The sequence below is a fragment of the Sporosarcina sp. FSL K6-2383 genome (genome assembly GCF_038618305.1).
GTDB lineage: Bacteria > Bacillota > Bacilli > Bacillales_A > Planococcaceae > Sporosarcina.
Map to the genome: position 1 here is coordinate 3,003,252 of NZ_CP152017.1, position 24,278 is coordinate 3,027,529.

General features: G+C 40.1%; 25 protein-coding genes. 9 read left to right on the forward strand and 16 right to left on the reverse strand.

The window, feature by feature from the left end; genetic code table 11:
* Window positions 1-11: 11 nt before the first annotated feature.
* Window positions 12-938 carry an aldo/keto reductase gene (locus MKZ10_RS15010; RefSeq protein ID WP_342505745.1) on the reverse strand — a complete coding sequence of 309 codons (927 nt, stop codon included), beginning with the start codon at window positions 936-938 and terminating at the stop codon, window positions 12-14.
* A gap of 112 nt (window positions 939-1,050) precedes the next feature.
* Between MKZ10_RS15010 and MKZ10_RS15015 the strand changes: the two genes are divergently transcribed.
* On the forward strand, window positions 1,051-1,554 hold the full coding sequence (locus MKZ10_RS15015; protein WP_342505746.1) for a DUF1697 domain-containing protein: 504 nt from the start codon (window positions 1,051-1,053) through the stop codon (window positions 1,552-1,554).
* A gap of 286 nt (window positions 1,555-1,840) precedes the next feature.
* Here the strand turns inward: MKZ10_RS15015 and MKZ10_RS15020 are convergent, their stop codons facing one another.
* The 6 genes from MKZ10_RS15020 to argC all read right to left on the reverse strand — a co-directional run bounded on the left by MKZ10_RS15020 (window position 1,841) and on the right by argC (window position 7,883).
* Complete coding sequence (locus MKZ10_RS15020) at window positions 1,841-2,143, reverse strand: hypothetical protein (RefSeq protein WP_342505747.1); 303 nt, start codon at window positions 2,141-2,143, stop codon at window positions 1,841-1,843.
* A gap of 187 nt (window positions 2,144-2,330) precedes the next feature.
* Entirely contained in the window at window positions 2,331-3,242 is a 912-nt protein-coding gene (locus MKZ10_RS15025) for a stalk domain-containing protein (protein ID WP_342505748.1), read from the reverse strand.
* A gap of 217 nt (window positions 3,243-3,459) precedes the next feature.
* Window positions 3,460-4,611, reverse strand: coding sequence for an acetylornithine transaminase (locus tag MKZ10_RS15030; RefSeq protein WP_342505749.1), 1,152 nt, complete (start codon window positions 4,609-4,611; stop codon window positions 3,460-3,462).
* Window positions 4,608-5,387: an acetylglutamate kinase gene (argB, locus tag MKZ10_RS15035; RefSeq protein ID WP_342505750.1), complete on the reverse strand. Its 780-nt coding sequence runs from the start codon at window positions 5,385-5,387 to the stop codon at window positions 4,608-4,610. The genes MKZ10_RS15030 and argB overlap by 4 nt, the downstream gene beginning before the upstream one ends.
* On the reverse strand, window positions 5,350-6,576 hold the full coding sequence (gene argJ / locus MKZ10_RS15040; RefSeq protein WP_342505751.1) for a bifunctional ornithine acetyltransferase/N-acetylglutamate synthase: 1,227 nt from the start codon (window positions 6,574-6,576) through the stop codon (window positions 5,350-5,352). Before argJ ends, argB begins: the two co-directional genes overlap by 38 nt.
* A 272-nt stretch (window positions 6,577-6,848) precedes the next feature.
* Window positions 6,849-7,883 carry an N-acetyl-gamma-glutamyl-phosphate reductase gene (gene argC / locus MKZ10_RS15045; RefSeq protein ID WP_342505752.1) on the reverse strand — a complete coding sequence of 345 codons (1,035 nt, stop codon included), beginning with the start codon at window positions 7,881-7,883 and terminating at the stop codon, window positions 6,849-6,851.
* 208 nt (window positions 7,884-8,091) lie between these two features.
* Between argC and MKZ10_RS15050 the strand changes: the two genes are divergently transcribed.
* Window positions 8,092-8,871 (forward strand): SDR family oxidoreductase, encoded by a 780-nt coding sequence (locus MKZ10_RS15050; protein WP_342505753.1) that lies wholly within the window; start codon window positions 8,092-8,094, stop codon window positions 8,869-8,871.
* 155 nt (window positions 8,872-9,026) lie between these two features.
* Here the strand turns inward: MKZ10_RS15050 and MKZ10_RS15055 are convergent, their stop codons facing one another.
* From MKZ10_RS15055 to MKZ10_RS15065, 3 genes are read right to left on the reverse strand one after another with little or no spacing between them, the layout of a single operon-like run.
* Entirely contained in the window at window positions 9,027-10,130 is a 1,104-nt protein-coding gene (locus tag MKZ10_RS15055; protein WP_342505754.1) for a Ger(x)C family spore germination protein, read from the reverse strand.
* A gap of 1 nt (window position 10,131) precedes the next feature.
* The gene (locus tag MKZ10_RS15060) at window positions 10,132-11,211 is read right to left on the reverse strand and encodes a GerAB/ArcD/ProY family transporter (protein ID WP_342505755.1); all 1,080 of its coding nucleotides are present in this window, start codon (window positions 11,209-11,211) and stop codon (window positions 10,132-10,134) included.
* A 3-nt stretch (window positions 11,212-11,214) separates the two neighbouring features.
* Window positions 11,215-12,693 carry a spore germination protein gene (locus tag MKZ10_RS15065; RefSeq protein WP_342505756.1) on the reverse strand — a complete coding sequence of 493 codons (1,479 nt, stop codon included), beginning with the start codon at window positions 12,691-12,693 and terminating at the stop codon, window positions 11,215-11,217.
* A 376-nt stretch (window positions 12,694-13,069) separates the two neighbouring features.
* Here MKZ10_RS15065 and MKZ10_RS15070 point away from each other — a divergent pair, with 376 nt between their 5' ends.
* A complete protein-coding gene (locus MKZ10_RS15070; RefSeq protein WP_342505757.1) occupies window positions 13,070-13,996 on the forward strand; it encodes a cation diffusion facilitator family transporter in 927 nt (308 codons plus the stop codon).
* A 24-nt stretch (window positions 13,997-14,020) separates the two neighbouring features.
* Here the strand turns inward: MKZ10_RS15070 and MKZ10_RS15075 are convergent, their stop codons facing one another.
* A complete protein-coding gene (locus tag MKZ10_RS15075; protein WP_342505758.1) occupies window positions 14,021-15,001 on the reverse strand; it encodes an LCP family protein in 981 nt (326 codons plus the stop codon).
* Between the two features lie 428 nt (window positions 15,002-15,429).
* Between MKZ10_RS15075 and MKZ10_RS15080 the strand changes: the two genes are divergently transcribed.
* The gene (locus MKZ10_RS15080; RefSeq protein WP_342505759.1) at window positions 15,430-16,011 is read left to right on the forward strand and encodes a branched-chain amino acid aminotransferase; all 582 of its coding nucleotides are present in this window, start codon (window positions 15,430-15,432) and stop codon (window positions 16,009-16,011) included.
* A 14-nt stretch (window positions 16,012-16,025) separates the two neighbouring features.
* On the forward strand, window positions 16,026-16,967 hold the full coding sequence (locus MKZ10_RS15085; protein ID WP_342505760.1) for an RNA methyltransferase: 942 nt from the start codon (window positions 16,026-16,028) through the stop codon (window positions 16,965-16,967).
* A gap of 243 nt (window positions 16,968-17,210) precedes the next feature.
* Here MKZ10_RS15085 and MKZ10_RS15090 read toward each other — a convergent pair whose 3' ends face one another.
* Window positions 17,211-18,590: a leucyl aminopeptidase family protein gene (locus MKZ10_RS15090; protein WP_342505761.1), complete on the reverse strand. Its 1,380-nt coding sequence runs from the start codon at window positions 18,588-18,590 to the stop codon at window positions 17,211-17,213.
* Window positions 18,591-18,661: 71 nt separating this feature from the next.
* Window positions 18,662-18,817, reverse strand: a complete 156-nt coding sequence (locus MKZ10_RS15095) for a hypothetical protein (protein ID WP_342505762.1) — start codon at window positions 18,815-18,817, stop codon at window positions 18,662-18,664.
* A 149-nt stretch (window positions 18,818-18,966) separates the two neighbouring features.
* Between MKZ10_RS15095 and MKZ10_RS15100 the strand changes: the two genes are divergently transcribed.
* Window positions 18,967-19,647: a DNA alkylation repair protein gene (locus MKZ10_RS15100; protein ID WP_342505763.1), complete on the forward strand. Its 681-nt coding sequence runs from the start codon at window positions 18,967-18,969 to the stop codon at window positions 19,645-19,647.
* A gap of 75 nt (window positions 19,648-19,722) precedes the next feature.
* Here MKZ10_RS15100 and MKZ10_RS15105 read toward each other — a convergent pair whose 3' ends face one another.
* The gene (locus tag MKZ10_RS15105) at window positions 19,723-20,208 is read right to left on the reverse strand and encodes a DUF1456 family protein (protein WP_342505764.1); all 486 of its coding nucleotides are present in this window, start codon (window positions 20,206-20,208) and stop codon (window positions 19,723-19,725) included.
* Window positions 20,209-20,450: 242 nt separating this feature from the next.
* Between MKZ10_RS15105 and MKZ10_RS15110 the strand changes: the two genes are divergently transcribed.
* Together MKZ10_RS15110 and MKZ10_RS15115 are read left to right on the forward strand one after the other, a co-directional pair.
* Window positions 20,451-20,774, forward strand: a complete 324-nt coding sequence (locus MKZ10_RS15110) for a PadR family transcriptional regulator (RefSeq protein ID WP_342505765.1) — start codon at window positions 20,451-20,453, stop codon at window positions 20,772-20,774.
* On the forward strand, window positions 20,767-21,807 hold the full coding sequence (locus MKZ10_RS15115; protein WP_342505766.1) for a DUF4097 family beta strand repeat-containing protein: 1,041 nt from the start codon (window positions 20,767-20,769) through the stop codon (window positions 21,805-21,807). The genes MKZ10_RS15110 and MKZ10_RS15115 overlap by 8 nt, the downstream gene beginning before the upstream one ends.
* 98 nt (window positions 21,808-21,905) lie before the next feature.
* On the opposite strand, the gene MKZ10_RS15120 is transcribed toward MKZ10_RS15115, so the two are convergent.
* Both MKZ10_RS15120 and MKZ10_RS15125 read right to left on the reverse strand, forming a co-directional pair.
* Complete coding sequence (locus tag MKZ10_RS15120; protein WP_342505767.1) at window positions 21,906-22,409, reverse strand: DinB family protein; 504 nt, start codon at window positions 22,407-22,409, stop codon at window positions 21,906-21,908.
* Window positions 22,410-22,478: 69 nt separating this feature from the next.
* Window positions 22,479-22,715 carry a hypothetical protein gene (locus MKZ10_RS15125; RefSeq protein ID WP_342505768.1) on the reverse strand — a complete coding sequence of 79 codons (237 nt, stop codon included), beginning with the start codon at window positions 22,713-22,715 and terminating at the stop codon, window positions 22,479-22,481.
* Window positions 22,716-22,958: 243 nt separating this feature from the next.
* Between MKZ10_RS15125 and MKZ10_RS15130 the strand changes: the two genes are divergently transcribed.
* Window positions 22,959-24,275, forward strand: a complete 1,317-nt coding sequence (locus MKZ10_RS15130) for a M28 family peptidase (RefSeq protein WP_342505769.1) — start codon at window positions 22,959-22,961, stop codon at window positions 24,273-24,275.
* Window positions 24,276-24,278: the final 3 nt, after the last annotated feature.

Genomic DNA, 24,278 nt, shown 5'->3' on the forward strand with positions numbered 1-24,278 from the left:
TCTTAAATAAATCAAGGGACCATATTCCCTGCTGCTTTATAGATGTCATACCATTCTTTTCTCGTTAACGTAATTTCAGCACCTGCACATGCATCTTTAAGGCGTTGCGGGCTTGTTGTCCCTAACACGACCTGGATGTTAGCAGGATGACGGGTAATCCAAGCTGTTGCGATTGCTGTATTTGTTACATCATAATGGGTTGCAATTTCGTCAATCACTTTATTCAACTCTGCAAACTTCTCTAAATCGCCAAGAAATGTACCTTCAAAGAATCCATTTTGGAATGGCGACCATGCTTGTAGCTGAATATCATGTAAACGGCAATATTCAAGGACACTACTATCACGATTAATAGCTTGGTCGGTATTCATGTTTAACGCAATACCAGAGTCAATTATCGGTGTGTGAGCGATGCTGAATTGAACTTGGTTGACGACTAATTTATGCGGCGTATATTTTTGTAATAGCTCGATTTGTGCTGGACTATGATTGGATACCCCAAAATACTTTACCTTTCCACTGCTATGCAAAACTTCAAATGCTTCCGCAACTTCTTCTGGCTCCATTAATGGATCAGGACGATGTAGCAATAACAGATCCAAGTAATCCGTTTGTAAACGCTTTAAGATACCATCGACTGAATCCAGAATATGCCCTTTCGAAAAATCGAAGTAGTTTTCTTGCCCTTTAATACCACATTTACTTTGAATAATCATTTTTTCACGGATGCTCGAATTCATTTGAATCGCTTCAGCAAATAATTCCTCACTTCTGCCCTGCCCATAAATATCTGCATGATCAAAGAAGTTGATCCCTTCGTCAAGTGCTGTGTGGATTAGCTGCTCGATTTCAGCTACTGTAAGCTGTGGCAAGCGCATATTCCCCATAATGATATTCGAGACGTTTAGGTCAGTGTGTTTAATTTGGTTATATTTCATAAAAAAAATCCTCCTTTAATTGTGAACAATACTATTAGAATACCTTATAATAGCAATGAAGGGACAATCAAAAGGTTTGAAAATTAAAATAACCATACTAGGGGTGTATCATATGACATCAGTTGCTTTACTTAGGGGCATTAACCTAGGGAAGAAAAACAAAGTGGATATGCAATCTTTAAGGGCTTTATTTGAGCAAATGGCCTATGAAAATGTCCGTACTTATATTCAAACGGGGAATGTCCTTTTTGATGGGACATCCTACAACATCCACCACATCGAAACACACTTACGGGATACATATGGATTTGAAATTCCTGTTGTTGTGCGAACAAAGCAAGAGCTATTAGAGATTCAGCAGCACCCCATTTTTTCAAAGGAACAAGTTTATGTTATGTTTCTTGAAAAGGATATTTCTGATGAGCAACTAGCCTTGCTGGATGAACTAGTAGAAGATGAATTCGTTATCGTCAATAAGAAGGACATCATTATTTCACTTACGAAAAACTACCATCAAACGAAATACACCAATACCTTTTTCGAAAAGAAGTTAGCTATGCATTCTACTGCACGCAATCAAAATACGGTGAATAAAATTCTAGATAAGATGGAGTAGGTACTCATCAATCAAAAAAAATTCATCTTGACAGTTCATCCAACATACACCTCTAGCAAGTTATCCAAAGTCGTATTTGCTAGAGGATATTAAGTTTACTTTTACTCTATACCTTCATAAAAATTCAGCAGGAAGTCTACTCCTGCTGAATCAAACTAGTATATGTCCTCAACTTCCGTCAGATTTTCGAGGCTTGTTGAGCCGAAAATGAGTAGGAGGAGGAATACGATTAAGATAACTGTATTTATAAATTTTACGCCATCAAATTCAGTTTGGTCCCCAAACACTACTTTCCCTCCTCTCTATTCATTCGCTTTTTAATACCTTCAACTATTTCATCTATCGTTAAATTTCCATTTCTGTTTAAAAACTCGGCCATTTCATCTACTTTTTGATCATTCAATTTCTTAAATTCACCTAGTAACGTCACCGCAATAACAGGTCTATCCCTAAAGAGCTGAACAGATTCGACCTTCAATTTACCTAATAACAGCAGTGACGCGGCAACAATTTCTAAATCCTTTCCCTTTAAAAGATCATTTAGCGTGTACTTTGACTGTCTATTACGGTTGGAGTTATTGGAATACACGTCTAAACACATCCTTTTCCGGGATAATCGGCCACTGCTTTATTGTATGTATTGAAAAGAGGCTAGGTGCAAAATCTGGACGCAATTACACTGAGGCGAAATTGATAAACAACAAAAAAGCTTGAAACGCCTGCCTTCTTACAAGGCAGTCCCATCGTTTCAAGCTTAGTTATATGCTTTTCGTTTATTAGTTTTGAATCAATAGCTGCAGGAAATCTTCTGGTACATACGTTTTCATATCCTTTAGCTCTGGTGCTACTTCAAATTGACGTAAGCTTTTATTATAACCATACATTTTTTCACCACGGGTAATCGTGAATGAACTGTTTTGTAATGTAACAATTGCTCCATTAACCTTCGGCTCTGATAATACGTAGTAACCAAGATGTTCTGCCACTTTACGCAGTGGTATCATTTTGACACCATTTTTCATATAATGATCATTCGCAATGATTTCTTGTACATCTGGTGTTAGATTATCCAAAGCAATCACCTTATTTGGTGGTGTTTGTGGTGGTAGACTCCTTGTGGTAATCGTATAGAAGACCATCAGTTCTTTACCTTGCAAGTCTTTCAGTTCAATCGCTTTTCCTTGTTGATTGAATAATGGTGTTTCTTCACCAATATTCAATTTTAATTCACGGTCAAGGCTAAGGAAGTCTTTGTCGAACTGGCTAACTTTTACTTCACCGAATACTTCTTCGTTTTTCACAATGACGATTTCAGGCGTTATTGTTGCTGGATAAATCATGATCATTGGTTTGTTTTTATCATAGTATGCTTCAATTATAGCACCTTTTTTCAACTCTTCTTGCTTCAGACCGTTTGTTGTTCCAGCGTCAAATAGAAGGGACTCATTGTTGATTCGTAAAATTGTTACCATTTTATCTTCATTTTCGATTGTTAAACGAAGGCCATTTGCTTCTTTTTCAATTTCTTGAACAACACCAGTTGCTTTCATGTAATTGGTTGTGTTTTGAACTTGCTGCTCATTCTCAGCCATAATAGGTATGATATCCTCCTGCGCATATGCTGAATAGCCACCTACTGCACTACCCGCTAACAGTGCTGCCAATGCAATTGTACTGATTTTTTTCATGTTTTTTCTCTCCTCACTTTTCATTACTCAATGTATTTGACGGGGCATGTTGGAAGAAGTTACACATTTTTTCTTCCTTTATTTCATTATTGTCGAATTGGGGTCATTTTTGACACAAACAAACGGATCTGCCTTGAATGGCAGATCCGTTTGTTTAAACCTTCAGACAGAGGTCAATTGAATGGCGTTTCACTGAACGCCTTAATTCAAGTTTAGTTTAAGAAATCACTGATTTTGTAGGTTGCAAAATGGATGCAAGAATGTTTATAGCTTTGTCGATTTCTTCGGTTGTTACAGTTAATGGTGGCAGCAGGCGAACAACATGCGTGCCTGCTTGTACAAGCAGTAAGCCCGCAGCTTCCGCTTGTTGAATGAAAGGTGCAACCTCAGCTTCGCACACAATCCCAAGTAACAAACCTTGACCGCGAATCGTAAACTGATCTTGTGGTAATATCGCTTGTAACTTATCCAATAAATAATCAGATGTCTGCTTCACTTGCTGTAGAAATTCATCTTCAAAAACAATATCAATAACCGCTTGGGCTACCGCCACTGCGAGTGGATTTCCCCCGAATGTTGTACCGTGCGTGCCAGGTCCAAATGACTCTGCAAGTACTTTCGTGCCCAGCATTGCCCCAATCGGGAAGCCCCCACCTAGCCCCTTAGCAAGAGTAATGATATCTGGCTGGAGATTCGTCTGCTCGTAAGCATAACGCGTTCCTGTTCGGCTAATCCCCGTCTGTACTTCATCAATAATCAATAAAATACCTTTTTCCTGACAAATATCCGTGATTGCTTGTGCAACATCTGGATCGAGTTGGTTAACGCCACCCTCACCTTGAATAGCTTCTAGCATAATGGCTGCTATATCATCATCAATGGCTGCTTCAAGTTGTTGTTTATCGTTATATGGGATCGTTCGGAATGTTTCCAGTAATGGGCCGAACCCTTGACGAACCTTGTCTTGACCCGTTGCAGACATCGCACCAAACGTTCGTCCATGAAATGATTGTTCAAATGTAATGATTGTATTTTTCTGTGTATGTTTACGGGCTAATTTAATAGCTGCTTCATTCGCTTCGGCACCACTGTTACAAAAGAAAGCCTGACCAAATGGTGTATCCTTTACAAGCGCGGTCGCCAGCTGTTCCTGCTCAGGACTAGCAAATAAATTCGAGATATGCCAAAGCTTCTCACTTTGCTTTTTGAGAGCTTCGACAATAGCAGGATGCGCATGCCCAAGACTGACAACTGCGATACCACTTGTGAAATCGAGATAGTCATTTCCTTGATCATCTGTTACGACCGTTCCCTGCCCTTTGACAATATGAACGGGACGCCTTGCGTAATTTTGAAATAATGTACTCAAGCAAAAACCCCCTCGGACTTAATCGATGTTCCTTCTAATTGTTGACCGACAATTTGCACTTTAGGAATACCTGCACTTAAACAATCTAGTGCAGCTCCGACTTTTGGTAACATGCCTCCATAAATCTCACCCGTACCAATCCATCGGGCAATCTTAGAAGGTGTCACAACTCGTTGGACTTCTTCCTGTATTTTAATGCCTGGCGTATCTGTCACTAGAAGTAAACTATCCGCATCAACGGCAAGCGCGACCTTACTTGCAACCGTATCTGCATTAATATTAAGAGGCGACCCATCAGCAGTTGCTCCAAGACAGGCAATCACAGGAACTAGACCAGCCATAAGAAATGCATCAAGTAACTCTGCACGGACGTGCTCGATATACCCAACTGATCCGTACAGTTCTTCATCTAAGAATGTACATGACAGCAAATTCCCATCATAACCACTCAAACCAATCGCCCCAATGCCTTTTTTGTTCAATTGGTGAACAAGTGCTGGATTCACTTGACCAACTAATGTAGATTGCACAATATTCGCAGCTTCCTTCGATGTAACTCGAATCCCACTTACTACAGTTGAAGGTACACCATTTTTAGCAAGCTGTTGATTGATAGCAATCCCCCCGCCGTGCACAATGATCAAATCATTGCCTTCTTCCTGTAACTGTTTAAACTTGATGAAAAAATCATTATCTAACCCTTCCAGCATACTACCACCTAATTTAATCACTAGACGCTTACGAGCGATAGGTTGCGTTGATTTGAACGTAGTCATATGTTAAGTCACACCCCCATGCGATTCCTTGACCATTTCCTTGGTGCAGTTCGACCGTAAATTTCACTTCTGGCTGTTTTAAATAAACAAGTAATTGCTGCTCTGAAAATAGGATTGGCTCGCCGTTTTCAACGACTGTAGTGGTACCGATTTTAATCGTAATGGCATTCGGGTCCAATGTTGCTCCGCTATAGCCAACCGCTGCAATAATGCGCCCCCAGTTCGCATCACAACCAAAGACTGCTGTTTTAACAAGAGGTGAGCCGACCACTGATTTGGCAATCATACGCGCCTCTTCATCTGTAATGGCACCCACAACTTCCACTTCAATCAGCTTTGTCGCCCCTTCCCCGTCCTTGGCAATCATTTTTGCTAAGTCCTGAGAAACAGCATGCAATGTTTTCACGAATAGCGACCAATCTGGATGAGTAGGCGTCAATGATTCGTTCTCTGCCATGCCATTCGCCATAACAACAACCATATCGTTAGTCGACGTGTCACCATCAACCGTAATGGAATTAAACGTTTTGTCCGTCACCAGCTTCAAAGCTTCTTGCAAATGAACAGATTCGATATTTGCATCCGTTGTGATAAAGCTCAGCATTGTGGCCATATTCGGCGCAATCATCCCCGAGCCTTTTGCTGTTCCTGCGATAATGATTTCTTTACCATCAATAATTGCGCTATAAGCAGTATTTTTTGTCACGGTATCCGTCGTCAATATCGCTTGCGAAAAGAGAATTGAGCCCTCCAACTCAGCGATAGGTTGTATTTTGTGAATACCTTTGACAATCGGCTCCATCTGCATCATTTCGCCTATAACGCCCGTTGACGCGACACCGACTAATTCTGGTGCAATGCCAAGCTTTTCTGCTGTTGTTTGCTGCATAAGCAATGCATCCTTCATACCTTGCTGTCCTGTACACGCATTGGCATTTCCAGAGTTTACAATAATCGCCTGCATCTTTCCGACCTGCTGAACCACTTCTTTTGTAACCAGAAGTGGTGCCGCCTTTATCGCATTTGTTGTAAAGACTCCTGCGACACTCGCCGGCACTTCACTAATGAGTAATGCTAAATCATTCTTTTTATGTTTAATGCCACAATGAATGCCTGCCGCTTTAAATCCGATAGGTGAAACGATATTTTTACGCGAAATACGCTTCACGGTTGGATAAGTCGTTATCATAGTGTTTCCCCCTTTTATAAAATCAATTTCGCCTTGGCGTAATTGCGTCCAAATTTTGAATTGTGCCCGCAGGATGCGGGTATGCAGTCGTTGCGAATCGAACAGCGAAGGGTTCGATTTGCCGTATTTCTGTGTTTTTTGCAGAAATTAAGGCACTTTTTCAGGACGTCGCGAACTTAGACTGCCTTAATTAACTCCTTTCAAAATTTGTGACATCCGCCGGAGGCTATTTGACGAACAAGGAGGGATTGAATTTCATCCCTCCTTGTTCGTCAAATGAATGCCGGGACAAAAGCTAAACCAGTCATTTCCTCAAAACCGAATTGAACATTCATATTTTGAATCGCCTGCCCTGCCGCCCCTTTTACTAAATTGTCAATGACAGAAACGATTGTTGCCCTGTTCGTCCGAGGATCCACTTTGACATGGAGATCACAATAATTAGAGCCATATACTTGATTGGTTCCAAATTTATTCGTATCCTTCAACACTCGAACAAACGGATGATTCGCATAGGTTTGTTGTAAACAATCGACAAGCTGAGCCTCTGTGACCCCTTCTCGGACAGGCGCATAGCTTGTTGCCAAAATCCCCCGCGTCATCGGAACAAGATGCGTTGTAAAAGTAATCGGAGGTGCTTGTTGTGCAAACAATCCAAATGCCTGCTCGATTTCCGGGATGTGCTGATGCTGATGTATTTTATAAATTGCTGTATTTTCATTCGTTTCACTGAAATGCGTCATTTGACTAGGTTGATTGCCTGCGCCAGACACACCGCTTTTCGCATCAATAATCAAACCGCTAGCATCAATCAATTTATTTTTTATCAATGGTAATAACGATAACAATACTGCCGTTGGATAGCAGCCAGGATTGGCGATTAACTGTGCTTCTTTAATAGCATCATAGTTCCATTCTGTTAGTCCATATACACTTTGTGCAACTGCCTCTTGCGGAGCAGGTTTCTTGTTATACCATTGTTCGTATTCTGATACATCCTTTAATCGAAAATCACCAGACAAATCGATGAGTTTCGGCCCTTTGCCAATTAACGGTGGCAGTAGCTGACTAGCTACACCGGCAGGCGTACTCGAAAATACGATATCAAGTTGCGCTAATTTCTCTTGCTCAATTTTCTGAAGCGGACGATCAACTATATTCATAAGATGTGAATACTTATGCGAAAATACAGTACCTTCTTCCGAAGACGTGAATAATTCAAGTTGTTCAATTTCGGGATGGTTATGCAATAGCCGGATGAGTTCAAGCCCGCCATACCCCGAAGCACCAATGATTCCTACCTTCATTACAGTCACCCCTCATTACAAGTTAGACTTATTATATGTATGCATAATTATAAAGTCAACTGCATTTTTATTTATTACAAATATTTCAGAAATGAATACGCTTCCACAATTTTAGAATAGACATTCACACTTTCTTCACAGATATGCTATAATTTGATTAGCATCTGGTACTAATAATAGGTATCAGCGATTTATGTAGGAGGTTATTATGGAGGATTTATTGAAATTAAAGGGTAAAAACATAGTTGTCATGGGTGTTGCGAATGAACGAAGTCTTGCTTGGGGAGTTGCAAAATCACTCTTCACAGTCGGCGCAAATGTCATTTTCACCTATCGGAAAGAGCGTTCACTCGTCAAATTGGAGAAATTATTAAGTGCGGAAGGATACGAAGCAAAGCAAATTGTGCAATGTGATGTTAATGAGGATGACAGTATTCATGCAGCTTTTGCAAAAATCGGTGCAGAAGCTGGCATCATTCATGGAATTGTGCATTCACTCGCCTTTGCACACGCTGAAGATTTGAGAAATGACTTTGTAGAAACGACAAGAAGTGGGTTTGCATTTGCGCAAGATACTAGTGCTTACTCATTAATTGCGACAGCGAAAGAAGCTCGTCCATTTATGACAGAGGGCGGCTCAATTGTCACGATGAGCTATCTAGGTGCTGAACGTGTATTGGATGGCTACAACGTAATGGGTGTTGCGAAAGCGGCATTGGAATCTTCCGTCAAATACTTGGCATACGATTTAGGGAAAGAAAACATTCGTGTCAATGCAATTTCAGCGGGAGCCATTCGGACATTGTCGGCAAAAGGCGTTCCTTCATTTAATACAATTTTGACTCAAATTGAGGAGAAAGCCCCCCTTAAACGTAATGTCACGCAAGAAGAAGTCGCAGATATGACGATTGCCGTTTTAAGCAATCTATCACGCGGCGTCACTGGCGAAATTATTTATGTCGATGCTGGCTATAATATTATGGGGTAAATCAAAGAACCACTTTATCAGCTGGGAATGAACCAGTAGATGAAGTGGTTTTTCATGTGGCTAGAAAGATGGAGACTTTCAACGTTGTCAATTAAGGAAATAGTTAACCAGCTACAAAGAGCACAAATTGTAGCCCTAACTAGACACCGTATGAATTACTTTAACGTACCTGTGTTAAGAATTTTAAATTCCACATTTACGTTGTATTCTACTGTGCGCATTACTTTCATTGTTAATTCATCTGTCCATTTTCCTTTGTGATACATTCTAAAATACTCACTGAAACCCACTGGGTCAACTTCCGATTCCTGAAGTTTTTTTAACAAGTCTTCTATCTCTTTTGTAATTTGTTTATTAATTTCTTTTTCAATTTTTTTATTTTCTTCACTTTTACTTAAATCTCGTTTCCCTTTATATTCGACTATTACTCCCTCTATTTTGAGGGATATATCCAATTTCGGAGAGTCAATATTTTTATTACTTGTCACTTTTAAATCGTTTTCAATTTGTTCGACAAAAAGTTGTTGATCCTGTTCATTTCCCTTAAATTTAATAGCAATAGGAGAAAGTTTTTCAAGCCCTTTCAACGCCTGAATAAGTAGCGATTCTTGATTCGTAATTATTTGAATCATTTTTTCATCATTAAATAAAGTAATACCAATAATTTTAAGTGAGTTCTCCTTTTTTTCTAAATAAGGAATCATCGTATGATAGATCGGACTTTCTTGATCGCTTATATAATCATTGATCGAGGTAAAGGGACTAAAAGAATTATGGAGCTTAGGCTGAAACAAATCATTCAAATAAGCATCCATATGTTCATTTTCTGGATAATCAGCTCTTAACACCTCCTCTGCTTTATCTTTTACAACGACAAGACGGACTTTATTACCGATTGTTGAATCCCTATAAAAATGTTCAATCACTTTCGTTACCTTGCCACTTCTCGCAAATTCTTCATTAAATAAAATCGTTCGTAATTGGTTTAAAATAATCATTTTGTCAGCTTCAGAAGATATATTGACGAGTCCCTCTTGAATCATTTCTGTGTTGACTGAATAAACTTCTGTAAGTACCGGGGATTCACCCATTGGTTGTGGTATCGATACGGTCATCCTTATTTCTTTCTCATTCACATAGTCAAGGCCTACACTACTCACCAATGCTAAATCTTCCACAGAAGAACGCTGACCTTCACGCGTACATCCCACTGTGAAAAATGTAGATAGTGCGAATAGTAATAAAATGATTTTCTTCATCTTAACCCCTCGTTCTTTTTGGTTTCATAACGTGAATGATACACAATAGGATTGGCCACACAAACATGACATACATAACGTAAAAAATACGTTCAAATAACAGTTTTTGAAACTCTTGCATAAACGGAATCTGTACGACTAGGTAGACAGCAATCACAATCATGTATAGATGCGCACTCTTCGCTGTTGAAAGAATTGAATCTAATCCTCTCTTTGCAGCCCACAAATAAGCAGCAGTCGTAGACAGAATAAGAAATACCCATAAAGTGATGCCTAGCACGTCGATTCGTTCAAGAAAAGATAATTCAACTTCTTTAAACAAATTTAAAACAGGATATATTAGGTGTTTAAGTTGCCACTCTGAAAAAAACATCACACTTACGAATGTGAATAGAAAGGTGAGCAAGACACATAACCATATGCCAAGTGACGCATGTTTCAATGCTTTTCTTTGATCGATGATATATGGAAAATAAAACGATATTAATTCGAAACCGCCGACTGCCATTAGTCCATTTTTAGTTGCTGTGTAAAACTCCTGTGCATTGAAGTTAAAAATAGGCAGCATATGACTAATTTCTCCTTCAACAAATCCCCATTTCAAAATAAAAACAGTTCCAAGTGTTAGGAAAAAAGCCATGATACAAAACCGTGCGACCGATTTAATGCCACCGTTTACAATGTAAATGATCATAAGCAAAAGAATAATTAACGGTCCCGTGATTGTTCGGTCTACGAGTGCCACAACTTGTATTAATTGAATATAGCTTGCACAGACAGCTGCTATAATTACAACGAAATAGGCAACAAGAAAAATATTTATACTTTTCCCGAGCCATTTGCCTAGTAGCTTTTCATGAATTGCAAATAAATGATCATCACGATATTTTAGAGCGAGCCATATCATTGGTATGAGCACAATGTTTGCGATAACCCCAAACAACAGTGGCATCCACCACTGACTGTACCCCATTGAACTTAATCGATTCGGCAATGATAAGATAGAGGTTCCTACCATCACATTTTGAACAAGAAAAACAACATGATAGCGATTCAAAACTTTAAATTTATCTTTATCCATTGCCTACTCCCCCTTTTCTATAGGAGGTGCTTTTTTGCTTTGCACGTTAGCAACACCCGACTTTCGTTTATCAAAAAAGAAGGGTGCACGTACGACACTGTTAAGAAAGTCTGTCCATTTTCTTGGTATGACAGGTGTCATAAATGGGGTTCCTAAAGAAGTTAAAGTTAATAAGTGATGAAAAAGCCATGCAAATGCAATCATCTGACCATATAATCCGAACATGCCCGCAGCCACTATAAAAATATAGCGAATGGCACGATTCGAGTTACTCAACGTGAAATTTGGTGATAGAAAAGATAGCAGCGCTGAAATCGCTACAATAACGATGAGGACATTGCTCACAAGACTTGCTTCAACTGCAGCAGTCCCAATGACAATCCCACCAACAATACCAATTGTTTGTCCAATTTTCGACGGCATTCGTGTCCCAGCTTCTCTTAATATTTCAATAACAAGTTCCATAAATAGTACTTCAAGAATAGGTGGAAAAGGTACCTTACCTCTTGACTCTTGTAAGTTTAATAATGCATTGAAAGGAAGCATTTCTGGATGATGAGTAAGTACTGAAATGTAAGTAGGTGTTAATATGACCGATAAGAAGAACCCGAAAAAACGAAGGGTCCTAAGAAGGGAGGCCGTCGTCCAACGGTTATAGGCATCCTCGGGCGAAGTAAATAGTTCAAAAAATGAAATGGGGCAAATCATGACTGCCTGACTATTGTTCATAAAAATAGCGATGCGCCCATCCAATAAATAGGATGCAACAGCATCGGGTCTTACCGTCGCAAGATATTGTGGGATTGGGGAGAACGGATGGTCATCCATTAGCTGTTCCAAGATAGAGATATCATTAAAGCCCGGATGTTTTATGTCGACTATTTTTTTATGCACTTTATCCAAATTATCCTTATTCACAATATGCTCCATGTAAACTACAGAGATTTTAGTATTTGTTTCTGTTCCTACGATATAGTCCTTATTTTTCAAACTTGTGTTTTGAATCCGTCTTTTTATCAGTGATAAGTTTGTTTGCAGCGACTCCGTAAAAGCATCTTGCGGACCAATGACACTTGATTCGGTATCGGATCCAATAATTGAACTCATAGGAGGGCTATATGTATTCACAATTGCAAAAATATTTTTAGTATGAAAATAAACAATCGTGTTTCCTTCGATGATAGTAGATACAATGTCTGCAAGATTGATTTGTGCAGGTACATCTGCAAATTTCACCAATTCTTCCTTTTGGGTTAACAACGGAAGAATAACCGTTCTGTGCAGGGTCAGTTTTTCAATAAGTGAACTAAAATAAATGATTGTCACAAGCTCTTCTCCGGTTTGAATATCTTTAAACGTAGCATCGTTAATTCCATATAATTTACTCTTAATCATGGCAATTGTAATAAGTACTTTATCGTTCTGTGTAGTAGATGTAGAGTTCGTTACTTCTTCATTATTATCGCCATTCCAATAACTCATCTCTTTCACCTGCTTTTTTCTGGATCTGTTTAAGCTCACTATTTCCTAATTCCTAATCGTTTATTCAAGAAAGGCCAGTCATCTGATAAGCAATATACGATCAACGCAACAGATCCATCCACCTGCTCATAATTGAAAAATTGTTTTCATCCCCATTTTTGATGATTTTGTATTTGCTCAATCATAAAGAATGCTCCTCCCCAAGCTTGCCGTTGAAATCTGTCAGTGTTATAATTTGAAAACGTCTTACTGTAGCGAGTGATGAATATGATTGCTGGAAAACCAATATATAATTTAGAACAACAAAAACCCTTGACAGAAACTTGTCATGGGTTTTTGTTTCCCCTGGGAAACATATTAAAAGGTGGTGTTTTCTATGAAAAAAGATGATTATTCCAACGCCTCCATTATTGCAGTTTGGATTAGTCTGATAAGCAATATTCTCTTAACCATTCTTAAACTAGTCGTTGGGGTTCTCTTTCATAGCCCGGTTCTGCTTGCCGATGGTTTTCACAATGCAGGCGATGTCATTGCAAGTGGAGCCGCTTTAACCTCGATGCGCATTTCAAAGCGTCCTGCTGATGAAGATCATCCTTACGGTCATGGCAAAGCAGAAGTGATTAGTTCTGCTATCGTAGCGCTTATTTTAGGATTGGCTGCCATCTATATTGCCTTCGAGGCGATTTCAGCATTATTTGAAGAACCTGCCAAAGCAAGCTTGCTGGCGTTACTCACAGCTTTCATCTCACTCATATGGAAACAAGCTTTATACGTCTATACTATTCGACTTGGAAAATTGGCAAACAGTAAAGGACTCATTGCCACAGCATACGATCACCTCGCCGATGTCTATGCTTCCCTCGCAGCTGTTTTAGGAATTGGGCTTGCACTCATCGGGGATTTTTACGATATTCACTTCCTATCGTATGGCGACCCTATAGCAGGTATCATCGTGTCATTTTTAGTCATCAAACTTGCTTATGAGATTGGAAAAGAAGCAATGGACGTACTAATGGAAAAAAATATCAACCAGCAAAGAATAGATGAGTTTGCTACACTCATCTACACATTTCCTGAAGTAAAACGTATTGACAGACTACGCGCCCGTGAACACGGACATTATATCCTTGTCGATTTGCGCATTGGAATTCCTGCTGAATTAACGATCCAGCAAGGTCATGATGTGTCGCGAACTATCAGGGATACTATTATGGAGCATCATAAAGATGTCGATGAAGTGTTGATTCACTTAAATCCCTGGTATGAAGAAAATGGAGCTGTCCCAAAAGGTCATGTAAAATGACTTTTTAGGATAGCTCCATTTTCATTAGGGATTTACTTCAACTGTTTCTTCTTCACTTATTGGATCTTCAGATGATAAAAACTCTTGCAGCGCTTGCTTATTTTTCTCAAAATCAATAGTAAGCACTTCCCCTACTCGATTTAGGCGTTCTTCTTTAAATGAATTTTCTACGGGAATTCGCATCGTTTCCATCCCCCGTGTTTTTCCAGTCAACAATCCTTTGCCGATTGTCAGGATTGTTCGATTATCAACATTCGTATCAATATAAGGATTGACGACACCTAATATTTTAGGCAAGTTTAGCAAACTATGCACACTAATCGCTTGGTCTTTCACTTTAGACAACACTTCTTGCTGACGTTCGACTCGCCCATAATCACTTCTAATATCATTGCGATAACGCACATAGCCGAGCAACTGATCGCCATGTAACACTTGCTTCCCTGGCTTTAATACCATCCCAATTCCATGGGACATGGTAGATTGAATATCGACCTCAATCCCATCTGGGGCCACGACATCGATTATTTTAGGAAATCCGGTAAAGTCGACCATTGCGTAATAATGGACATCAACGTCAAAATTATGCTTAATGGTCTTCCGTACAAGCTCTGGACCACCTAAAGCAAATGCCGTATTCATTTTATGATAGCCATACTCTGGGATATCCACATAGGTATCTCTCATCACTGAAACGAGTTTCACTTCATTTGTTGTTTGGTTATAATGAGCAATCATTAAGGAATCTGAACGTGCATCTTCATCGGTTCCCCGTGCATCACTTCCTAAAAGCAGAACATTAATCTCACCAAATTGTGGATCCTCTGCCTCAAATGGCTCGAACTCTGTATTGGCTTCCTTATCAAGTCCCTCGCCCGCAAGAGACTGTCCGCTATTGAATTGGTAAACCCAATAAAAAATTCCTATTGCTAAAATGATCGCGGTAACCAAGAAAAAGTTTCTCAGTCCTCTACGCTTCGATTTTTTTCTTTCACTTCTTTTCATGCATACATCCACCTATCATCACTATTTACTATTTGCTCACGTAATCATAAGTTGAGCGATTACCATTCTAATCAATTACGGCTCGACGTAATTGCGTTAGGATTTTGAATTGTGCTTATCTAAGTGCCTTAATTTCTGCAAAAAAAACGCAGAAATACGGCAAATCGAACCCTTTTCTGTTCAATTCACAATTAACTCCCCTCAAAATCCTTAACACGCGCCGGAGGCTTAACTTGGATCAGTAGGGAGTTCAAACTCCCTGCTGATTCAAGTTAATCATACCCTTAACGAGAAACCAAGGATAGTCTTATGTGTATATTTGGGCAAAATAGGCGACCCGCATATTTTTTCTATAGTTAATTAAAAGCCTTATGGCAAAATGTAAGTTATACTGATAGACGAGAAATCTAACTGAAGGAGTGACTTGAATGTTAAATAAACAGATGGAACAATATATCGCTGACAATACGCGTGCTAACAAAATTGAGTTTTTCGACTTTGAAAAAGACTATGTGGAGAAGCAACAATTGCTTCCGAAAGGTGTAACTGCTACAGAGAAAACATTTTACGCCAACGTGCTTGAACGCTGTGATAAAGAAACGGAAGAATTAATGGGTACGGAAGCTCGTGGCTTTTTGAGTGAAGCGGTTTCTTATTTAAAAAAGCACCACAATCAATTCGTCTATGCAGAATCAAATATTTTTGAGGCTATTCGTATCGATGCTGTTGCGCTGGAATTCGATGAAGTTTTTGAAACGTATACTGCGTTATTTGGCTTAAAGCTGCAAAAGAAATTCGGGGATGATATTAAAGCCTATTTGGATAACCACTTGCAGGGAGACGGTGTAAAATACAGCGTCATGTTTTCCGGTGAAGATGGGTTATGGGATGTCAATTTCGCGTTGGATTATATAAAAGGTTTTAGCGAAGCGCAGTCATTTGAGGACATTTATATGACGATTTATCGTTTCGTTTTCAACATGCTTGAAGTCATCGAAACAGCGCAGTGAAGGATGGGAATTGATTGAGGAACAAGGAATTTATTTATACCTATATACGACATAGGGATGAGCATGATTTATGTCGTATGGAAATGCGGTCGTTTTTTGGCATCGATACTCCTTCAAATGTCTTGAAAAGTACGATAGAAATCGATCCGAGTCGTAGTCCATTTATAAACGAGCGGCTGGAAGTTCTCTACGAGGGTGATCTTTTTGAACAGATTACGACACAAGTTGAACGAATAGATTTAGGCCAATCCACATTTAAAGTGGTTTGCTTGAATACGACAGAATTAGGTTCTACAGATAAGATTGGACACGAAGAACGACGGAAACTTGAACGTCAGATTGGCTTGGAAATAAACGGTGAACCTGATTTAGACTCGCCTGAAACAGTATTCGGTTTCGTCGCATTGGATGGCAAATGGTATTTCGGCAAACTGATGTTTAGTGAGAATATCTGGTTTCATCATCAGCAAAAACCACATATGTATTCAACAGCTTTGAGTACACGCGTTGCGAGGGCCGTTGCCAATATTGCGGTGCCACATCCAGAAGGTGTTCGAGCCATCGATCCCTGTTGTGGTATTGGCACGGTATTAGTAGAAGCATTATCTATGGGCATTAATATCGTGGGCCGAGATATTAACCGACGTGTCGTGTTAGGATCGCGAAAAAACATTGCTCACTTTGGACTGACGGGCGATGTAGCTATCGGACCAATTGCCGATGTTGTTGATAACTACGATGTGACGATTATTGATATGCCCTATAATTTATTCACCCATATTACAGCTGATGAACAGCTTGAAATTATTAAAGAAGCACGTCGGTTCACGAAAAAAGTCGTCATTGTTACAATTGACACCATAGACCATATGATTGAAGAAGTAGGCTTTCATATCGTCGATCGCTGTGTCGCGAGAAAAGGCACGTTTTCAAGACAAGTTCTTGTTTGTGAATAAACAAACTCGCCTTCTACACAGGTTTTCCTTGTGTGGAAGGCGAGTTTTTCATTGTTAAATAAGAGAATTCTGGCTACGTTAGAATAACATGAAACTTCACTCGTTTATGTTTCGTATACATAGACACTTTTGATCGCTTGGAATTGAACCGACTTCTATACAATAACCGTAGTATTTTTATGAGTAGAGATGTGACTTCGCTGTATCCCTAGCCATTCATTGCGGTAATCGTATGGTGGTCGCTTATTTCGAAACATGTGTAGTAAAGTCAGCTAACAACCGTGCACCATAGCCTGTTGCAGATTTAGCGTAGTAGCCCGCTGCACTGCTTTTCTCCATCGGCCCAGCCATATCGACATGTAACCATTTGCTGTCTTTTGGAACAAAGCGGCGAAGGAATAACGCTGCCGTAATGGAACCTGCTTCTGATAATGAACTGATATTATTCATGTCAGCGTAATCGCTATCTAATGATTTGTCGTAAGCTTCAACGAGTGGCATTGGCCAGATGAAATCTCCATTGGTATCACCGATTTTCTTCATATCTGCAGATAGTTGTTCATCTCCAAAGACGCCCCCGATTTCTAGTCCGAGTGCATTACAAATGGCGCCAGTTAGTGTAGCAATATTGACGATGTACTCTGCTTTCCACTCGCCTGCACGAATAAGTGCATCTGCTAAAATGAGACGGCCTTCTGCATCCGTGTTACCTACTTGGACTGTTAAACCATTTTTGTAGGTAATAACTTCGCCGGGTAGGACGGAAGTGCGATCGATGTTATTTTCCACCATCGGAATGAGTGCAACAACATTTACAGGCGCTTCTGATTTTGCCAATAATGTCATGGCCCCAGCAACCGCAGCAGCCCCCCCCATATCCATGCGCATATCACTCAAGTCCTTGCCACTTTTCAAACTAATACCGCCCGTATCGAATGTCACACCTTTTCCAACAAGCGCAACAAGTGGCTTCGATGCGTCACCCTTGTAGACAAGCTCCACGAAAGCTGGCTTGTACACGCTACCGCGTCCAACTGTTAGGACGCCGTTCATATCCATTTGTTTGAGCTTATCTTTATCAAGTACATTCACTTCAACACCAGTGTCTGCAAAGTTCTTCTTCAATACTTCCGGGAATGTTTCTGGATTTAACACATTGGACAACTCATTCATCAAGTCACGTGAAAAAGCAGTTGCTTCCGCACGGATTTGCCCTACTTCAACAAACGCTTGCGCTTCTTCTCCTGTTACCTGAAGCGTTGTTTGGAATGCTGTAACGTTCGATTTATAGGTAACAAACTGGTATGCACCAAGCTGCCATCCTTCAACAAATGCAGTGATGACAGCACCTTTATCTAAATTGGCAAACGCAGTCGTTAGAATTCCCTCTTCGATCATTGCAGTGTCGACTTTTTGTGCACTGACATCGCGGGCAATATTCCCTGCCGTAGCACGAACTTTCTCGAGAGTAGCACCTTTACATTCTTTCACGACTATATAATGCGTTTCTCCGATTAAAACAGAACTATGACCTGCTGTTTGGTTAGCAACAAATTGCTTCACTGCTCCAATTTTTGTAACGATTGGATCGTTTACAAAGATAATTTTTACTTCAGTAGACATATGATTTCCCCCTAGATGCTTTTATTTCGACTTCAGAAATAGTTTACCATAAAGAGCACCAGTAGAGGGGATTATCTCTTACTTGAAAGCAGGAGGCAGAGTGTCGCAAAAGGCCCTAATACTAATGAAAGAAGAAACCAATTAAAGCCACTTCTGTTTTTCCCTTGTGCTAGTCCTGCGTTAATCAATGCGAGTGTTCCCCATCCGACAAAATAACTGTTATCCATTCAAATCACTCCCTTTTTTAACCATTCAATCTCTCTCCACTAGATCTTATTAAGTTTACGTTAGAAGGTTTGAATAGTTTCATATTTATTTTTCAGTAGCAGAATGCCCTATATGTTACACTCTTCTTAAACAAACCATTAGGGAGGTAATGAAGCTGAAAAAACCATGGAATCTTCAGGAGATTATCGAAAAATTCGAAGCAAATCGCAATGAGGAATTGGCTGGGCCAATGGTAGCTTATATGAAAGGTCACTTCCCGTTCCTCGGCATCAAAAGCCCGCTGCGTAAGCAATTATTAAAAGAACATTTCGCAGAGTATGCATTGCCGGAACCCGAGCAACTTTTTGATGAGGTATGGAAGTTATATAACCTACCAGAACGAGAATACCAATATGCGGCGATTGCGTTAATAGAGAAGATGAAAAAGCATTTAACGCCGGATGATTTCCCCGTCTTACAACTATTGATTGAAACAAAGTCATGGTGGGATAGCGTAGACTCCATTGCACCTCATTTTATTGGACAAATCGTCAAAATGGATCATGCATACGGTGATAAAGTCATGCTAAAATGGTCCTTGTCCGATAATATGTGGACAAACCGCTCAGCAATTCTTCATCAATTAAAATTCAAACAGCAGACAGATACGGAGCTCTTATTTACGATTATCAAACAACATACAGATTCAAAGGAGTTTTTCATCCAGAAAGCGATTGGCTGGGCATTACGGGAGTATGCCAAGACCTACCCGGATCTAGTGAAGGATTTTGTGGAGGGGAATTCGTTAAAGCCGCTAAGTAAGCGGGAGGCTTTAAAACATTTTGTATGAACGTTGCTAAACATAAAACCGGCCTCAATTAGTAAAGTCGAATACTAATTGAGGCCGATTTTATACATATTGATCTTACTCCCGATATTTCAAAGCCAATCCCTTTATAAAATTCCGAACGTAGCGATCCCCACATTCTTTGTAATTTCTATGTCCTGCTTTTCGTAACACTGCGCCCAATTCCCCTTTGGAAATTGTGACACCTGCTTCTTGTAAAATAGCAATGATTTCTTCGCCCGTTAACGACAATGCGATTTTCAATTTCTTTAAAAGAATATTATTCATATGCTCATTTTGCTCCAAAGCAGTAGCTGATTTCTCAGGCTGTCCTGGCTTCGGTTCTTGTTTCCCTCTTTTAAAAATAATAAGACCATTTAAAAATGAATCCAAGAGTTGATTACTGCATTCCATACTGTCCTCATTGTCCTCTAGTTTGGTCAGCAATTTACGTACTTCTTCTACTGTTACTTCAACGCCACCCAATTGAAAAATTTCTACCATCGCTGCATTTTTAATATCCAAAGCATATCTGAGTCTAATTAATATATCATTATTATTCATACTAAACCTCCTACTAAATTATTGTCTTTTCACACTAGCATTTCCCTAATAATAGCACACATACTTATTTCCAACCTTTTTTTGTTAGTTCAGATAAAGCATCCGCCGGATTTTACAACGAGACGTGATTAATTTCAACAGTACCTTGCAATGGATAATACCATATGATATATTGTTGTTAACAAGTACTTTTCATGAGGTAGTACTACTCATTGACCACTAGTGAAAGGAGAGAATGAGAAATGAATGTGCAATTTAAAAAAGGTGTACTGAATTTATGTGTGCTTGTTCTTTTGGATAAGCAAGATCGCTACGGCTATGAGCTTGTGCAGAAGATTTCGGATCAGATTGCTATTTCCGAAGGTTCGGTGTATCCCCTACTTCGGCGCTTGACAAAGGAAGGTTATTTTACAACGTATTTGCAGGAATCGACAGAAGGTCCTCCTCGTAAATATTACAAATTAACCGAAGTTGGTCGTGTGTATCTTCACGAACAGTTAGCGGAGTGGAAAAATTTTACTGATGGCGTGAATACATTAATCGAGGAGGGTGTACACAATGACTGAAAATCAATTTATAAGTGAACTGGAAACGGCTTTGAAACGACTACCTACTGAGGAACGCAACGATATACTTCAAGATATTCGTGAATATTTTACGAACGGTCGTGAGGATGGCAAATCTGAAAGTGATATTGCAGCATCTCTTGGGTCTCCGGCGAATATTGCTGAGGAATTACTTGGATCTTATTCATTCGATGAAAATAAAGTAGACATCACATCGACCAATGAGGTCATTACGATTCAAGATGATCGATTTACGAATGTCAATATCGATGTCCAACACGGCGCACTTGTCGTGAGACCTTCCCATAATTCGGAAACGACTATCGAACTAATTGGTGCGAATGATAAATTACAACTGACTGCGGAAGTTCTTAACGATACGTTGGTCGTGCGCTTGAAGAGTATCAGCCACTGGTTATTCATATTCAATTTAAGCATCAATTTCAATGTAAAGGCGGTGACACTGAACGTGTTTATTCCAAAGAAGCTCTATCAATCATTTGCGATGAAAACGGATAATGGACGGATTGATGTCGAGAAGCTACTTGCTAAAAAGATTGATGCCAACACGGATAACGGTAGAATTCAATTGCGTGAAATTGCCGCTACGACTTTAATTGCTGAAACGGATAATGGACGCATTGAACTAGATAAGGTGCAAGCCGATCATATGCGCATGAAAACAGATAACGGACGCATTGAAATGCGTCATGTCGATGCGGAAAGCATTGGCATTGAGTCCGATAACGGTCGGATGGAGCTGGAACACGTAACGGGGGACATTGTGGGCACCACTGATAATGGGAGAATTACACTGCAAACGGATACGCTTGACCGGAATGTTGATTTTCGGACGGATAATGGGAGCATTGTTATCCAATCAAAGCTCGCGCCAACGAACGTTTCCATCCATGCGAAAACGGGTCATGGGAAAATTGATATATTTGGTGAACGCAATTCACGCACAGTCATTGGTGCCGGTGAAAATACAATTCGGTTAAAATCGGATAATGGGCGGATTACGGTTAGCTGATTGGCTGATTGCGCGCAAGCGATACTAGCCCCTATATCTCCAAATAAAAAAGTAGAACATTAAGTGGTTTCCCACTTAATGTTCTACTTTTTCATAATTTAAAGAGCTGGCGCTTCCTCGCCAAATTCTGCCCAATCATCACGTGATGGACCATATACACCTGGCACGCGTAAGCCTGCTTGTCGCATAAGTACAGTCATTTGGCCACGATGATGGATTTGATGGGATACTAACACACTGAGAATGGTCGCGATTGACCATTGCTCTCCATACATATCTTTCATGTCATTCAATGTCTCATCCGTCCAGTTCTTTTTCATAGCTGCGATCATCGCGGTACTTGATGAACGGTAAGCATCCGCAATTTCAGTAACAGTTGTCGGAACAGGCGCCTCGTGGCTTGCTGCCTCAAACTGTAATCCTGTTCGTGACAACATTTCATCGAGCGTCGTCACAACGTGCCAAGCAATTCGCCCAAGTGTCCGATCCTTTGGTGATACTTCCTGTGCAAGCGACGCATCCGTGAGTGCATCCAGAACTTTTTGTGTCGAGTCACTTTCATGTTTCCAATTTACCAAAAATTCTTCAATCGTTTTGAACATTACTACATCCCCCACATTTTCAATTAGGTACACTAGTTATTTCGACAACCTCAAGGGATTTTCCTTCACTTAGCTATTAATCGAGGACATCGTTCCTCCCTTTTGTACATTGGCATAGTTCTGTTCGCCCACACGTTTTTTCACTTCTTCCTCAGTCATCGGTGGCGATATTTGTTCTGTAGCCAATACCATTTCATCCTTTTCCACTTCGATGTGCTCATATGCAGCACTTCTCGCATTGATTTTACGTCCGTATTCCTCCATTTCCTCTCGTGTCATGCGCACTTCCTCTGGTTTTTCAAACATTTCACTCACTCCTCTCCAATCAATCGCGCCTCGGCGTGATTGCGTCAAGATTTTGAATTGAGCTTGCTCAATTCACTCCCTTCAAAATCTGTGACATCCGCCGGAGGCTTTCACTTAATTCAGCAGGGATTCAATCCCCTGCTGAATTAAGTGAAATCATTGTACTCACTATACCCGTCTCTATTTGTCATAAAACCATATGCTCCTATGATATAATTTCCATATATTGAATGGAGGGATTTTGTGCATCACAAAAAATGGCTATTGCTATGCCTATTCGTCGTTGCTGTACTTATAACGGCTTGTTCTCCTAAAATGCAAGTTGTGGACGGCCCTGAACCGATGGAACACCTAAATCATTTCGTCAGTCAGCTAGATGTTGAAAAAGTATATACAACTGCTGAAGAACTTTCAAAAGAACCGCGTGTCGCGGGAACTGAAACTGAAAAGCAAGCGGCGACTTTTTTAACGGAACAATTGGAAGGTTATGGATATGACGTTGAGATGCAACCTTTTACTTTCGAGCGCTATATCATGCCTGAGAGAATCAATTTACAGCTAGACGATTACGACGATAGCTTCTCACCTGCCCCATTCCAATACTCCATTTCAGGAACTGTTACTGGACAGTTAATAGACGCAGGGCATGGGTTGGAACAAGATTATAAAAATCTGGATGTGGAAGGTAAAATTGTCGTTGTCACTGTCGAGAGCACGTATTTCTATGATCTTGTGTTACATGCATCCAAAGCAGGTGCTGTGGGAATTTTAATTCATTTCCCTGAAGATTATTCGATTGAGAACTGGACACTTGCAAAGCATTCTGAAGACTATATCCCTGCACTCGCCCTCTCCCACGAAGATTATTTGAAATTGTCTAAAACAATGGACAAAGAGGCGACTGTCACAATAGAGGGTTCTCGTGTGGAACAAGCTAAATCACAAAATATTACAGTCACGAAACAACCGATAACTAAGGAGGATACTCCCACTGATATTGTCATCATTGGAGCACATTACGATTCAGTCGATCAAGCTCCAGGTGCAAGTGATAATGCCAGTGGAACAGCCGTTGTACTCGAATTGGCACGTATATTTAAGGACGTCACAACAACGAAAGAGCTTCGACTCCTATTTTTCGGTGCCGAAGAAGAAGGCTTATACGGTTCTAAAAAATACGTCAGTGCTATGACGGAGGATGAAATCAAACGCTCCGTTGCGATGTTCAACTTAGATATGGTCGGTAGCGCCCATGCCGGCGAGCTATCCATTCAGACAGTCGATGGGATGGACAATACTGCAACTATCCTTGCCAGTAAAGCGTATGAGGAGTTAAACAGGGAAACAATTTGGACTGATTTTGGTGATAGAAGTGATCATACCCCATTCCATGAAGCCGGAATTGACGCAGCATTGTTTATTTATTATCCACTGGAGGATACTTACCATTTACCTGGTGATACAATAGATACATTAAGTAAGGAGCGCCTACTACATGTTGCTAAAATCGTTGCAACCTCGGCGTTAGAATTAACGATAGCTACTGACAAAGAAAAATAAGTT